This is a genomic window from Aeromonas schubertii (genome assembly GCF_000820105.1).
In the GTDB taxonomy this organism is placed as follows: Bacteria; Pseudomonadota; Gammaproteobacteria; order Enterobacterales; family Aeromonadaceae; genus Aeromonas; species Aeromonas schubertii.
Map to the genome: position 1 here is coordinate 1 of NZ_CDDB01000002.1, position 13,676 is coordinate 13,676.

The following is a 13,676-nucleotide window of genomic DNA, read 5'->3' on the forward strand; positions in this document are numbered from 1 at the left end:
GCGATTGGGATTGCCCGCCGCGCACTGGGAGAAGCTGACCCGGGATTTTCGCCGCCTGTTCAAGGGGCCGGCCGGCACCCCCGACGAGCTGGGCCATTTCTGCGAGCATTTGCAGCGCAAGCGGCGACAGGGGCTTGCCAACGGCCGGCGCTGGCTCTGCGCCTGACCATTTCCCTTCAATGTGCTCACTCGGCCTTCAGTCGAGGGGTCTTCATGCGTCTTTTCCCACTCACGCTCGTTCTGGGTCTTCCATCACCGGGCCAACAGCGCTGTTGCCGGGAGAAAAATGCCTCTCAGGGCACAGGGATTGATGGGGAAGGAGAGCCAGCAAGAGCAAGACATCAGCTCAGCTCAACCATGCCTGTCCATGTTAAACTCACGCTCGTTCTGGGCCTTCCATCACCGGGCCAACAGCGCTGTTGCCGGGAGAAAAATGCCTCTCAGGGCACAGAGATTGATGGGGAAGGAGAGCCAGCAAGAGCAAGAGATCAGCTCAGCTCAACCATGCCTGTCCATGTTAAAAAGATGCCTGTCCTTATAAGAAGAGCTGGCTACCGCCCCTGAGTTACAGCCCCCAGTCTGCTGCCGTTAACCTGCGCCGTTGCGAGAGAGGGCCCATGGGTGACTCCGATGAGACTTTGTCGCCAAACGGAGATGTTACTCACCGGCGTGACAAGGAAAAGGGAAAAGTGGTCGATTTCTGTGCCAGATCAATAAATTAATCAATGAAGCGACCGCCAGTCGAGGGGCGGGGGCAAAGAGAGAGGAGAAGGCGAGCCCCGCAAGGCTCACCCTATCAGTGCCTGGCGAGGTGGCGGCGCAGGCGAATATTGATCATCTCCACCGTCATGGAGAAGGCCATGGCGAAGTAGATATATCCCTTGGGTATATGGAGATCGACCCCTTCGGCCATCAGGGCGAAGCCGACCAGAACCAAAAAGGAGAGGGCCAGCATCTTGAGGGTGGGGTGGGCATCGACAAAGTCACCGATAGGCTTGGCCGCCACCATCATGATCCCGACGGCGATAACGATGGCAAGCACCATGACGGGGACGTGATCGGCCATGCCGACCGCAGTGATGACGGAGTCGAGGCTGAAGACGATATCGAGCAGGGCTATCTGGATCAGAGTGGCGATAAAACCGGCACCGATGTGGGCCGTACCATCGTCGGCGGTTTCTGCACCCTCCATGGTCTGGTGGATCTCGTGAGTACTCTTGGCGATGAGAAAGAGACCGCCGAGCAGCAAGATGAGATCCCGTCCCGAGATGATTTCACCGAGCACGCTAAAGAGGGGCGTGGTCAGGCGCATGACCCAGGCCAGAGAGAGCAGTAACAGGATGCGGGTGCCCATGGCAAGCCCCAGTCCCAGCAGACGGGCGCGTTGGCGTTGGGCTTCGGGCAGGCGTCCGACCAGGATGGAGAGAAAGATAATGTTGTCGATGCCGAGCACGATCTCGAGCAGGGTCAGGGTGGCGAGAGCGACCCAGGCGGCGGGGTCCAGAAACCATTCAAACATGATGTACACCTTCTGAAGAGACGCAGGAATGGTACTCCTCTTCGGATGGACAGGCGAGAGAGGGTCCCCTCAGGGGAAGAAGCGCTTGTAGAGGCGCTGATACTGCTCGCTCGCCAATACCTTGGTCAGGGCTCGTTGAAATTCGTCGACCGTCTCGTCACTGACGGCGTGGTTAAAGGCGAAGCAGAGCTCTTCGGCGCTCAGGGTATAGACCCGCTGAAACAGGGCCGGGTCGGCATCGAGCTCCTTCATGGCCTGGCGGGCGGCCAGCGCCCCGGCGGCGACCATCTCGACCCGCCCCGACATCAGCATGCGCAGCGCCTGGGAGAGCCGGTTGGCCGGCATGATCCGGGTGTCATCCAGCCCGCGGTTGAGCAGCAGTTGCTCGGCCACGTCGAAACGCACTGCCGCATAGGAGTGGCCATGCAAGGCACTCTCATCGGCCAGGGTGATCTCATGTTTGGCCAGGGCGAGCAGGACTATCTCCGAATAGCCGATGGGGCAGGCCCATTTGAACAGGGGGTTACGCACCGTGGTGCGGGCGGTCGAGAAGAGCACCACGTCCGGTTTCTGGGTCAACAGATAGTAGCCGCGAGCCCAGGGGATCACCCGCACCGGCTGCTCCGGTGTGCCGCTTTGCTGCCACACCTGCTTGAGGATCTCAACCGCCAGTCCGGCCGCCTTGCCCTCTTCCTGATAGTTGTAGGGGGGATAATCCTCGGTCAGATACTCAAGGCGACTCAGATCCGCCAGCAAGGGAAGGGGGCAGAGAAGCAGGCAGAGGATGAGCAGTGTTTTCATCGCAGGCGCCTTACTGTTTGCCCGGGAAGTACTTGTCCCGAATAGGCCCATAGCTGTCGCTGGCCAGCACCTGGTTGAGGCCGGTCTGGAAGCGCTTGACCAGCTCGTCGCTGACCTGGCTGCTGAAGGCATAACAAAACTGCTCTGAGCTCAGCATCCAGGCAACCTTGAACTGCTCCGGGTCGAGCTGCTGGCTGTGGATAAGCTCCATCACGGTTGTGCGATTGGTCGAGAGCAGAGTGGCGCGTCCCGAGGTGAGCATCTTGAGAGCCTGCTGCAATCGGTTGGCACTGAGGATCTTCCCCTCGTCAAACCCGTTGTTGAGAAGCAGTTGTTCCCCCACGTCGGCACGCACGGCGGAGATGGGATACTGCTTGGCATCCTCGAGGCTTTTGAGCTCAGGGCTCTTCCCCTTGAGGGCAAGCAGCACGATTTCGGCGTAGCCGATGGGGCAGGCCCACTTGAAGAGGGGCTCACGGGCCGCGGTGCGGGCGGTAGCGAAGAGCACCACGTTGGGTTTTTGGGTCAGCAGGTAGTAGCCGCGGGCCCAGGGCATGATGGTGATATGCTGGGGCCGGGTGTTGGTCCGCTGCCATACCGCTTGCAGCAACTCTACCGAGAGGCCGGTGGGCTGGCCTTGCTCATCGCTGTAGTTATAGGGGCGATACTCTTCGCTCAGGTATTGCAGATCGCTCAGATCGCTTGCCTGGGCACAGCCCAGCATGAGCAGCGGAAGAAGGGACCAGCGCTTCATAGGCACTCCTTGCAGATGAGGGGTCTGGCCTAAGTGTTGACACACAATGGCCGGATCACAACCTGCTTACCAGCGCGGACGTCGTTGGCCCAGTGGCCGTCCCTGCTCATCGGCCAACCCGACCAGCAGCAGATCCCCGCGATAGAGGCGAAACTCGCCAAACCGCGCCTGCGCCAGGGCCGCACCTTTCCCCTCCTCGAAGAAATAGGCATCGGGGCCGATCCGCCCCTGCTTCGGGAAGATTGCTCGTTCGTTTGCAGCCAGCGCTGCGGGGTTGCCATGCCCTCGCCGGGCGATGCCCCTTGCATCGATGACGATGACAAGCGGGGTACCCGGTTGCCACTGGCGGGCCAGCTCATAGTCAAGGCGCATATAGTCTCCCTGCATCAGTGAACGGGGATCGACCGGTGCCAGGGGCAGCAGCAATCGCTCTCCGGCGCTCAGGGCATACTCCCGCCAGAGGGTCATGCCGGCCAGCAGCAGCACTAGCAGCACGCCATAGAGGGGGATGAGGCGAGTGCGGCTCATGCTCTCCTCCCACGGCGAAGCAACTGGCGTGCGGCGAGCAGAGCCAGGCCGCTGGCGCCCAATAGCAGTGACTTGTGCATCAGGGTCAGATTCAGGTCGTAGTAGTAAAGACCAAGGCTCGCCACCAAGAGCAGCAATCCCAGGCTCCAGAGTCCGCGATGGCCACCATGAAAGCCGAGCAAGAGCAGCAGGGCGGCACCCCCCAGATGCGCAATGAGGGCAGCAGCCCCCATCAGGGGCAGGATCAGCGGCCAGGGAATGATGGCGCGTCGTGCCAGCAGGGCGAGCGGGGGGAGGCTCAGCAGCGGTGTCAGCCAGTAGGGAAGGCGAGAGGGGGCAAACCAGCCGAGGGGATCCAGGCTCCCTTCGCCGAGGGGGCTGGCCAGGGCGAGGGCGAGCAGCGCCAGGGCGATACCCAGTTGCAGGCTCTCCCACAGGGCGTAGTGGCGCGCTCGCCAGTCGCAGGCATACCAGAGTAGCAGCAGGGCACACAGAAGCAGGGGTTGTGCCAGGGCTTGCATTCCCACACAGGCCAAAGCCAGGGTCAGCAGCAGGGCGCTGGCAAAGCCGTGGAAGAGGCGCAGCAGCCAGTGGTTAAAGAGCAGGGCGATGGCCAGTGCCCCCAGGGCTGCCATCAGCCAGCGCTGCCCCGAGTGGAGATCACCTGTCTCCAGCACCCCATAAAGCAGCCAGCCGTCACCGGTGAGCGCCAGGGCCAGCACCAGCTGGGCCACCAGATCCCCTTCTCCCTGCCACGCCAGCAACAGGCGCGCCGTCAGCAGCAGACTCGTTCCGAGCAGCAGGGCATGACGGGCTTCGAGCAGCGTCTCGCCGAGGGCCAGATGCAGGGCGATGAGCAAGAAGAGGGCCGCCAGCCAGCCGCAGGCGCCAAGCAGCAGACGGCTGCTCCAGTGCGGGGTGCGAGGAGGCTCGCCGTCCACCAGTCCGGCCTGGCAGAGCCGTTGCCAGAGAAGATCACTCATGGCGAGCCTCCCGGGCAAGCCAGCGTACGGCAGCGGCAGAGAGGGCGATGGCGAGCAGGGCCAGCAGCAGGGCGCCCATGGCGTCGACCTCTATCTGGTGAGCGACGAGGGCGAGCAGGACCGTAATAAAGGAGAGGGCACCCAGGGCCAATCCGGTCAGAAAGCGGCCATGCCAGGCGAGATAGGCGCAGGCGATCCAGCCGAGCCAGAGGAGCCAGGCGAGCGGTGAGGCAATCTCGGTGATGGCCAGCAGCACCAGCAGGGTGCTGCCAAGGCCGGCCGCCAGCGCCGGCAGTGCCTCGGGCAACCAGGTTCGGGGCAGGGCTCGAACCAGGGCCCAGAGCAGGCCGTTGCCGAGTGTGAGGCTCCAGGCCACCCCCTGCTCATCGAGCCAGTCCAGCCCACGGTGAGTCACCTGCCAGTAGCGCAGCAGCGCCACTTGGGTAAGCAGCCAGCAGAGGGCCCACAGGGTGGGAGAGCGGCCGAGCCAGGCCAGTGGCAAGAGGAGCAGGGCCCAGAGGGCGAACAGCTCATAAGGGTCGGCCCCGCTCTGATAGGTCTGCCCCATCAGGGCCAGCAGGGCCCCGAGATTGAGGGCGGCGAGCAGCAGGCTCCCCTCCCGGGTCGGGGCCGTGCGTCCAGGGTGGCTGGCCAGCAGCAGGATGGGCAGCAAGGGCAGCGCGACCAGCAAGAGACGCGGCAGGCGACCCAGGGCGTGCCAGTTGAAGGCGACAAAGAAGATAAGGCCGCCACCGAGCGCCGCGATAGCGAGCCCAAGCAGCAGGCGATCGAACAGCCAGTACCAGGCGGCGGGTGAGGGGGGCAGACCCAGCAGACGGTGGGCCTCCTCCCAGCGTGCCGGCGAGAGCCGACCGGTGCGTAACCATTCGAACAGGGGGGCGCGAGAGGGGGGAAGCATGGCGGCTCCTTGCGAGATGACGCCGCCATTATTTCACGGTTTGGGGAAATTGTTAGGCCATCATCAGGGTGCTGACCCCGAGCAGCACGAAGAGCAGGGCACAGCCGAGGCGGATCCACTTGAGCGGAAGGCGGTCGGCGCCAAGCTTGCCAAGCAGCACCACAGGCACGTTGGCCAGCATCATGCCGAGGGTGGTCCCGGCGATCACCTGGAAGAAGGCGTCATATTTGGCCGCCAGCAGCACGGTGGCAATCTGGGTCTTGTCCCCTATCTCGGCGATAAAGAAGAGCACGAAGGTAGCCAGGAAGGGGCCGAAGCGATCGAGAGGGCTCTCCTCGTCGTCCATCTTGTCGGGCACCAGGATCCAGACCGCCATGGCGATAAAGGCGCCGGCTACCAGATAGGTGAGGGTCTTGGGATCGAGCCAGCGGCTTATCATCTCTCCCACCCAGGCCGCGGCGGCGTGGTTGAGCACGGTCGCGACCAGCATGCCGGCGATGATGGGCCAGGGCTTTCTGAAACGGCAGATGAGCAGCAGGGCGAGCAGTTGGGTCTTGTCGCCGATCTCGGCGATGGCCACGCTGATGGTGGAGGTGAGCAGAGCTTCCATAAATGAGAACCGGGGGACGGAGTCGTTATCAACCAAAGACTGGCAGGTGCCCTCCGTCCCCGGTTCAGGCGCCCGCCCGTCAAAGGTCTTGTCAACGGCTGATGCCGCGTCCTGACCATGGTGATTTGGCACCAAGTGTGTTGATCAGGACAGCCCCCTGCATGGCGTCAGGTGGCCAGACTACTCCCCCTCGATGGGAGTGCGCATTCTAGTGAAAAGCCCTGCCCGCGGCAAGGGCCTTAGCCTCCGACCAGCTTGACGGTAAAGCCAGCTTTCTCAAGCTCCCCCTTGATCAGGTCTCGCTTGTCCCCCTGGATCTCAATCACCCCCTCCTTGAGGGCGCCGCCGGTACCGCACTTTTTCTTGAGGGTCGTGGCAATGGTCTTCTGCTGCGCCGCCGGGACCCCGTGCACCGTGATGACGCCGGCACCCTTGCGCCCCTTGGTTTCACGGCGGATACGCACCACGCCGTCATCGGGGAAAGGGGAGGCTGATGTGGGCGTGCTGGGCTCGTCGATGGGACCGCGATCGGTGGAGTAGACCAGGCGGCTGTTGGCATCGTGTGACATGAATCGTTCCTGAATTTGCTGAGCAGAGTTTGATTTTACGCAAAAAAAAGTTGGAATCACGGCCTATAATGGCGATCATAAAAACGAATTATTCTTGTTTAAGGTTAGGAGTCGGCCATGGATCTTGCAGATCTGGCGCCGGGACAGCGTGCCCGTATCGTTAACATGAACAGATTGAACCATCAGGTTCGTCGCAAACTGATGGTGATGGGGCTGCTCCCCACAAGCCAGGTGCAGTTCTTGCGTGCCGCCCCACTCGGGGATCCCCTGCAGATCCAGTGTGACGGGATCTGCCTCTCCATGCAGAAGAGTCTGGCCCGGCTTATCGAGGTAGAAGCAGTATGAAGTTGAATGTGGTGACCGTGGGTAACCCCAACAGTGGCAAGACCTCCCTCTTTAATGCCCTGACCGGCGCCCGCCAGCAGGTGGGTAACTGGTCCGGTGTGACGGTGGAGAAGAAGAGTGGCCGCTTCGATCATCGTGGCTTCGAGGTGGAGCTGATGGACTTGCCCGGCATCTATGGTCTGGGCAATCAGCATGACACCATCGACGAGCAGATCGCCAGCCGCTATATCCAGAGCCAGCGCCCCGACCTCTTCTTAAATGTCATCGATGCCGCCAGCCTCGAGCGCTCCCTCTATCTGACCGTGCAGCTGCGCGAGTTGGGCCTGCCGGTACTGGTGGTGCTCAACAAGATGGACCTGCTGGAAAAACGCCGCATCGAGATCGACACCAAGGCGCTGGCCAGTGCCCTGGGTTGCCCCGTGATTGCTCTCTCGACCCGCAAGCCGCGTCAAATTGCGGCCCTCAAGGATGCCCTGCTCACCTTCACCGGCGATCAGTCCCCCTTGCGTCTCGACTACGGCAGTGAGTTTGAGGCAGCCATCGATGAGCTGGCTCTGTGTATCGGTGACGAGCACCATACGGTGGCCCGTGGTCGTGCCCTGCGTCTTCTGGAGGGGGACAGCAGTTTCCTCGGTGGGCTCGACGCTGAGCGCCAGGCCTCGGTCCGCGCCCTGATCGAGCGGATGCAGCAGGGGCATGACGTGGATCTGCAACTGGCCGATGTGCGTTATGGTCACATCCATGGCCTCTGCCAGGCCTATCGCCATCAGAAGGGCAAGCTCTCGGCGGCCGGCAGCGAGCGACTGGATCGGGTGCTGCTCAACCGCTGGGTCGGGATCCCCTTCTTCCTGATGGTGATGTACCTGATGTTCCTGTTCGCCATCAACGTGGGCAGCGCCTTTATCGACTTCTTCGATATCATGGGGGGCGCCCTGTTTGTAGACGGGATCAAGTACCTGCTGGGTCTGGTCTCGGCGCCTGACTGGATGAGCGCTATCCTGGCCGATGGCTTCGGTGCCGGTCTGCAGACGGTGGCCACCTTCATTCCCGTCATCGCCTGCCTCTACCTTTTCCTCGCCGTGCTCGAGAGCTCTGGCTATCTGGCCCGCGCCGCCTTCGTCGTGGATGCCCTGATGCGCCGTCTCGGCTTGCCGGGCAAGGCGTTCGTGCCCATGCTGATGGGCTTTGGTTGCTCGGTGCCGGCGGTGATGGCGGCGCGTACCCTGGGGGCCGAGCGGGAGCGGTTGATGACCTCGGCGATGGCCCCCTTTATGTCGTGCGGCGCCCGCCTGCCGGTCTACGCCCTGTTTGCGGTCGCCTTCTTCCCCCATAACGGTCAGGATCTGGTCTTTGCCCTCTATCTGCTGGGGATTCTGGTGGCCGTGCTAACCGGTCTGCTGCTGCGCAGCACCCTGCTGCCGGGCAAGAGCGAGAGTCTCCTGATGGAGATGCCGGACTATGAACTGCCGCGCCTCAATCACGTGCTGCTCAAGACCTGGCAGAAGCTCAAGACCTTCATCTTCGGGGCGGGCAAGACCATAGTGCTGGTGGTCGCTATCCTGAGCGTCTTTAACAACCTGGGTACCGACGGCCGTTTCGATCACGCAGGCGGTGAAAAGTCCATCCTGGCCACGGTCAGCAAGTGGGTCACCCCTGTGCTGCACCCGCTGGGGATCCGTGATGACAACTGGCAGGCAACGGTCGGGATCGTCACCGGTATCTTCGCCAAGGAGGCGGTCGTGGGCACCCTGAACAGCCTCTATGCCGGCAGTGCCGACGACGAGGCGGGTGAGTACAGCCTGCTTGGCAGCCTGCAGGAGGCACTGGCCACCATCCCGGAAAATCTCTCGGCCATCGATCCGCGCGATCCTATCGGCATCTCGGTTGGCGAAGTGGAAGATGCCGCCGTAGCTGCCGAGGAGCAAGAGGTCGATGTGGCCACCTATGGCAACATGCAGCAGCATTTCGACGGCGCAGCCGGCGCCCTGGCCTATCTGGTCTTCGTGCTGCTCTACATGCCCTGCGCGGCCGCCATGGGAGCTCTGGTCCGTGAGACCGGCCGTGGCTGGGCCATCTTCACCGCCCTGTGGTGCAACTACACCGCCTTCATGGGGGCCACACTCTGCTATCAGGTGCTGACCTTCACCCGTCATCCCCAGCAGAGCCTGCTGTGGGTACTCTTCTACCTGATGATGACGGTACTGCTCTGGGTCGCCATGCGCCGCCACGGGGACATCATGGCCCGCAAGGCGGTGGTACTGTGATCCTGCGCGAACTGGGTGACTATCTGGCCCGGCAGGGCCGGGTCTCCCGGCGGGATCTGGCCCGTCATTTCGCCACCTCGGAAGATGCCGTCGAGGCGATGCTGGGGGTCTGGATGCGCAAGGGCAGGGTGCGCAAGTGCGCCACCGGGGGCTGCAGTGGCAGCTGCTGCGGCCAGAAATCGGAGGTGCTTTTCGAGTGGTTGCCCGACGGCGAGATAGGGGTGGTGTTTCACCGCTGATTAAAGCGAGAGGGCCCGCATTGCGGGCCCTCTTTTCGTATATCGGCCGGGTCAGTGGTCGCCCATGTCGATGGCCCATCCGGAGGAGTCGTTGCTGTTGGCGATTTGTCCCTTCTCACGCCAGAGCTTGATCTTGAGGCGCAAGTTGTTGGCCGAATCGGCATTTTTCACCGCCTCTTCTTCTTCGATGCACCCCTCGACCACCAGTTCGAAGAGGGCCTGATCGAAGGTGATCATGCCAAGGGCTCTGGATTTCTCCATCACCTCCTTGAGGCCGCCAAATTCGCTGCGTTTGACCATGTCGCGTACCGTGTGGGTGCCGAGCATCACCTCGACGGCGGCGCGGCGCCCCCCCTCCTTGGTCTTGACCAGCCGCTGGGAGATGAAGGCCTTGAGGTTGTTGCCCAGATCTTGCAGCAGCTGGGGACGGCGCTCCTCGGGGAAGAAGTTGATGATGCGATCGAGGGCCTGGTTGGCGTTGTTGGCGTGCAGGGTGGAGATGGCCAGGTGCCCGGTTTCGGCAAAGGCGAGGGCGTGCTCCATGGTCTCCCGATCGCGGATCTCCCCGATAAGGATCACATCCGGTGCCTGGCGCAGGGTATTTTTGAGCGCTGCGTGGAAGCTGCGGGTGTCGACCCCCACCTCGCGCTGGTTGATGATACAGCGTTTGTGCTGGTGGACATACTCGACAGGGTCCTCGATGGTGATGATGTGGCCGCCGCTGTTACGGTTACGGTGGTCGATGAGGGCCGCCAGCGAGGTGGATTTTCCCGAGCCTGTACCGCCGACAAACAGCACCAGACCCCGCTTCTCCATGATGGTCTCGAGCAGCACGTCGGGCAGCTTGAGATCCTCGAAGCGGGGGATCTCGGTCTTGATGTTACGGGCGACGATGGAGATCTCGTTGCGCTGTTTGAAGATATTGACACGAAAGCGCCCCACCTTGGGGATGGAGAGGGCCAGGTTCATCTCCAGATCCTTGGCGAAGGCGATGCGTTGCTCTTCGTCCATGATGCTGTCGGCGATGCGGGCCGTCTCACCGGGGGGGAGGGGATCGCTGCCCAGGGGTTTGAGCACCCCCTGAAACTTGGCGCTGGGGGGGGCACCGGTAGAGAGATAGAGATCAGAGCCATCCTGGTGGGCCAGGATCTGCAGCAGGGGTTGCAATTCCATGGTGAGTCCTCGTGTCGCAATGGGTTGATTATAACCGCAAGGGGCCTGTATCGGCTCAACCGGTCAGTTTCTCTCGAAAGACGAAGAAGACGGCTCCCATCATGCAAAGGGCTGCCCACAGATAGTCGAGCTTGATCTCCTCTTTGAGGTAGAACACCGAGAAGGGGACGAAGACGGTCAGGGTGATCACCTCTTGCAGGATCTTCAATTGCGCCACCGTCAGCACCTGATGACCGATGCGGTTGGCCGGTACCTGCAGCAGATACTCGAACAGGGCGATCCCCCAGCTCACCAGGGCTGCGATGATCCAGGGCTTGTGGCCCATGTTCTTGAGATGGGCATACCAGGCGAAGGTCATGAAGACGTTGCTGCACAGCAGCAGGCCTATGCTGGTGGTGACGGGGTTCATGCTTTGTGTCCAAAAGAAAAAGGGGGCTCTTTATAGCCCGGGCGGCTTGTGGGATAAAGAGGGGACACGGATGTGAGTTGTCGTGGCAAGGATGGTGTAATGAAGTGGTGGTATTGGGGACTGCTCTGGCTGGTCCCTTCCGTATGGAGTGCCCCCCTGGTGGTGGCCATGGATGAGTGGCCCCCCTTTCGCATGATGCAGGAGGGGCAATTCCGCGGTCTGGATGTGGATATCCTCGAGGCCATGGCCGAGCGAGCCGGCGTCGAGGTGACCATTCGCCGCTATCCCTGGGGGCGGGCACTCTCGTTTATGCAAAGTGGCAAGGTCGACCTGATGATGGGGCTGGCCCGCACACCGGAGCGTGAGCGCTATATCGACTATCTCGAGCCCTCCTATTACCAGTGCCGTCCCGCTTTCTACGGTCCGCCCGAGGTGGCGCAGCGGGTGCGCCGCTATGAGGATCTGCGCCCCCTTGAGCTGGGCTATGTGCTGAAGTCAGCCTATTTCGAGCCGTTTGATTCGGATCCCGCCTTGCACCGGCACGGCGTGCCGACCGAGCAGCAGTTGCTGGGCATGGTAGAGCGTGGCCACCTGGACCTGTTGATCGGTACCGACTGCCAGGTCGACTATGCACTGGCTCAGTCGCCGGCACGACTGGTCAAGGCCCCCTGGCAGCCCGAGGCCAGGGTTAACCTCTATGTGGGGATGAGCCGGGCTGCGGGCCGGCAGACCCAGGGGGTTGCGCTGGCTAACGCCTTGGCGAGCATGGTGAAAGATGGCACTATCGAGCGCCTTGCCACCGCCTATCGCCCCCGGGTTAAGGAGCTCCACTGAATCTCTCCCACCATCAGCTCCAGACGCGTCAACAACAGCGCCAACGAGGGTTGCTGCTGATCCTGCTCCTCGCCCTGCTCATCATGGGAGGGCTCTCCCTCTCCCTCGGCGCCTACGGGGTCTGGCCCTGGCAGGAGCAAGACCCCTTGGGGCAGCAGATCCTCTGGCAATTGCGCCTGCCGCGTACCTTGCTGGCCATCGGGGTAGGGGCGGCGCTGGCCATGAGCGGGGCTACCCTGCAGGTGCTGCTCTACAACCCGGTGGCCGAGCCCGGCTTGCTCGGCATTTCGAGCGGGGCCGGGCTGTGTGCCATGGTGGCGATGACGTTGGCCAATGGGGGGGGATGGATACTCCCCGCCTGGGCCCTGGCTGTGGCGAGTTTCGCCGGAGCCCTGCTGGTCACCGCGCTTTTGGTGGGGATGTCACGCCGGCGACGCCTCGATACCGGGCGTCTGCTGCTGTTTGGTGTGGCCATCGGTATTTTGGCCAACGCCGCCGTGACCTGGTTGCTCTATCTGGCCGATGACGCCTCGTTGCGCCAGTTTATGTTCTGGCTCATGGGCAGTCTCGCCTTCGGGGGGAGCCAGCTCTTCTGGAGTCTGCCCCTGCTCCTCACTGGCGCCCTGCTGCTGTGGCGGCGTGGAGGTGCCATGCAACTGCTGTTGTTGGGGGAAGATCAGGCGCGCCTGATGGGGCTCGACGTGGTGCGAGAGCGAACCTGGCTCATCCTGCTGGTCTGTCTGCTCACCGCGTTGGCCGTCTCCCTGGCCGGTGTCATCGGTTTTGTCGGGCTGGTGGTGCCGCACTTGCTGCGTCTTTGCGGGGTGACCCATCCGCGCCATCTGCTGCCCGCCTCGGCCCTCGGTGGTGCCCTGTTGCTGCTGATGGCCGATCTGCTGGCCCGCACCACCCTCTCCAGCGGTGAACTGCCCATCGGGGTGGTGACCGCCACCCTGGGGGCTCCCCTTTTTATCGCTCTGTTGATGAGGCGCCATGCTGCATCTTGAATGTGTCACCCTGAGTGGCCGGCTCCATGAGGTCTCCCTCTCCCTCCGGGGGGGCGAGGCGGTGGCTCTGATTGGTCCCAATGGTAGCGGAAAATCGACCCTGCTCGGTGCCATGGCCGGGCTGCTGACACCGGGCACGGGGAGGATCTCTCTCGATAAGCGTCCCTTGTGGGATTACGACTGGCCTAGCCTGGCGGCCCGGCGTGCGCTCTTGACCCAGCGGGTGCAGCCCGGTCTCCCCATGCCGGTCTTCGAGCTGCTTACCCTGGGGGTGGCGTCCGAGTGCGTCCATGCCGGTCTCGATACCCTGATGCAGACCCTGGAGCTTGGCCCCCTGCTGGGGCGCGATGCGACAACCCTGTCGGGAGGGGAGCTGCAACGGGTGGTGATCGCCCGCACCCTGCTGCAGGTGTGGCCCATCGAAAATGCCGGCCTGCTGCTGCTCGACGAGCCCCTGGCCGGGCTCGATCTGCACCATCAGCACGCCCTGCTGGGGCTATTGCGTCATCTGACGGGGCAGGGGATGGGGGTCGTGCTCTCCATTCATGACCTCAACCTGGCTCTGCACTGGGCCGATCGCCTGCTCTGTCTCGAACAGGGGCGGCTATGTTTTGACGGGGAGCCTGAAGGGCTGGAGCCGGCAGTGCTAGAGCGGGTCTTCAAAATAAAAACCGGCCGCGTGGAAGCGGCCGGTCGGCACTGGATCCTGCCTATCGGCTAGG

At 62.8% G+C, this 13,676-nt stretch carries 16 protein-coding genes; 6 read left to right on the top strand and 10 right to left on the bottom strand.

Annotation, left to right across the window (positions count from 1 at the left end; translation table 11 throughout):
• Window positions 1-796: 796 nt before the first annotated feature.
• From BN1133_RS01080 to BN1133_RS01115, 8 genes are all read right to left on the bottom strand, one after another.
• Window positions 797-1,519: a TerC family protein gene (locus tag BN1133_RS01080; RefSeq protein ID WP_050664722.1), complete on the bottom strand. Its 723-nt coding sequence runs from the start codon at window positions 1,517-1,519 to the stop codon at window positions 797-799.
• 69 nt (window positions 1,520-1,588) lie between these two features.
• Complete coding sequence (locus BN1133_RS01085; RefSeq protein ID WP_050664723.1) at window positions 1,589-2,320, bottom strand: substrate-binding periplasmic protein; 732 nt, start codon at window positions 2,318-2,320, stop codon at window positions 1,589-1,591.
• Window positions 2,321-2,330: 10 nt separating this feature from the next.
• The gene (locus BN1133_RS01090; RefSeq protein ID WP_050664724.1) at window positions 2,331-3,074 is read right to left on the bottom strand and encodes a substrate-binding periplasmic protein; all 744 of its coding nucleotides are present in this window, start codon (window positions 3,072-3,074) and stop codon (window positions 2,331-2,333) included.
• A gap of 66 nt (window positions 3,075-3,140) precedes the next feature.
• The gene (locus tag BN1133_RS01095) at window positions 3,141-3,602 is read right to left on the bottom strand and encodes a GDYXXLXY domain-containing protein (protein WP_082177851.1); all 462 of its coding nucleotides are present in this window, start codon (window positions 3,600-3,602) and stop codon (window positions 3,141-3,143) included.
• Window positions 3,599-4,585, bottom strand: coding sequence for a DUF4401 domain-containing protein (locus tag BN1133_RS01100; RefSeq protein WP_050664725.1), 987 nt, complete (start codon window positions 4,583-4,585; stop codon window positions 3,599-3,601). Before BN1133_RS01100 ends, BN1133_RS01095 begins: the two co-directional genes overlap by 4 nt.
• The gene (locus tag BN1133_RS01105) at window positions 4,578-5,504 is read right to left on the bottom strand and encodes a DUF2157 domain-containing protein (protein WP_050664726.1); all 927 of its coding nucleotides are present in this window, start codon (window positions 5,502-5,504) and stop codon (window positions 4,578-4,580) included. Before BN1133_RS01105 ends, BN1133_RS01100 begins: the two co-directional genes overlap by 8 nt.
• Window positions 5,505-5,556: 52 nt before the next feature.
• Window positions 5,557-6,114 (bottom strand): TMEM165/GDT1 family protein, encoded by a 558-nt coding sequence (locus BN1133_RS01110; protein ID WP_050664727.1) that lies wholly within the window; start codon window positions 6,112-6,114, stop codon window positions 5,557-5,559.
• A 239-nt stretch (window positions 6,115-6,353) separates the two neighbouring features.
• Complete coding sequence (locus BN1133_RS01115) at window positions 6,354-6,683, bottom strand: translation initiation factor (protein WP_050664728.1); 330 nt, start codon at window positions 6,681-6,683, stop codon at window positions 6,354-6,356.
• A gap of 117 nt (window positions 6,684-6,800) precedes the next feature.
• Here BN1133_RS01115 and BN1133_RS01120 point away from each other — a divergent pair, with 117 nt between their 5' ends.
• Genes BN1133_RS01120 through BN1133_RS01130 form a run of 3 tightly spaced genes read left to right on the top strand, consistent with a single transcriptional unit; the run spans window position 6,801 to window position 9,531 of the window.
• Window positions 6,801-7,028, top strand: coding sequence for a FeoA family protein (locus tag BN1133_RS01120; protein ID WP_050664729.1), 228 nt, complete (start codon window positions 6,801-6,803; stop codon window positions 7,026-7,028).
• The gene (gene feoB / locus BN1133_RS01125) at window positions 7,025-9,292 is read left to right on the top strand and encodes a Fe(2+) transporter permease subunit FeoB (protein WP_050664730.1); all 2,268 of its coding nucleotides are present in this window, start codon (window positions 7,025-7,027) and stop codon (window positions 9,290-9,292) included. The genes BN1133_RS01120 and feoB overlap by 4 nt, the downstream gene beginning before the upstream one ends.
• Window positions 9,289-9,531, top strand: coding sequence for a FeoC-like transcriptional regulator (locus BN1133_RS01130; protein ID WP_050664731.1), 243 nt, complete (start codon window positions 9,289-9,291; stop codon window positions 9,529-9,531). The genes feoB and BN1133_RS01130 overlap by 4 nt, the downstream gene beginning before the upstream one ends.
• A gap of 51 nt (window positions 9,532-9,582) precedes the next feature.
• On the opposite strand, the gene BN1133_RS01135 is transcribed toward BN1133_RS01130, so the two are convergent.
• Both BN1133_RS01135 and BN1133_RS01140 read right to left on the bottom strand, forming a co-directional pair.
• Complete coding sequence (locus BN1133_RS01135; protein WP_050664732.1) at window positions 9,583-10,704, bottom strand: PilT/PilU family type 4a pilus ATPase; 1,122 nt, start codon at window positions 10,702-10,704, stop codon at window positions 9,583-9,585.
• Between the two features lie 55 nt (window positions 10,705-10,759).
• Window positions 10,760-11,113, bottom strand: a complete 354-nt coding sequence (locus tag BN1133_RS01140; protein ID WP_050664733.1) for a DMT family protein — start codon at window positions 11,111-11,113, stop codon at window positions 10,760-10,762.
• A gap of 99 nt (window positions 11,114-11,212) precedes the next feature.
• Between BN1133_RS01140 and BN1133_RS01145 the strand changes: the two genes are divergently transcribed.
• Genes BN1133_RS01145 through BN1133_RS01155 form a run of 3 tightly spaced genes read left to right on the top strand, consistent with a single transcriptional unit; the run spans window position 11,213 to window position 13,675 of the window.
• The gene (locus BN1133_RS01145; protein WP_050664734.1) at window positions 11,213-11,947 is read left to right on the top strand and encodes a substrate-binding periplasmic protein; all 735 of its coding nucleotides are present in this window, start codon (window positions 11,213-11,215) and stop codon (window positions 11,945-11,947) included.
• 50 nt (window positions 11,948-11,997) lie between these two features.
• On the top strand, window positions 11,998-12,954 hold the full coding sequence (gene btuC, locus BN1133_RS01150) for a vitamin B12 ABC transporter permease BtuC (protein ID WP_231686221.1): 957 nt from the start codon (window positions 11,998-12,000) through the stop codon (window positions 12,952-12,954).
• Window positions 12,941-13,675, top strand: coding sequence for an ATP-binding cassette domain-containing protein (locus tag BN1133_RS01155; RefSeq protein WP_050664736.1), 735 nt, complete (start codon window positions 12,941-12,943; stop codon window positions 13,673-13,675). Before btuC ends, BN1133_RS01155 begins: the two co-directional genes overlap by 14 nt.
• Window position 13,676: the final 1 nt, after the last annotated feature.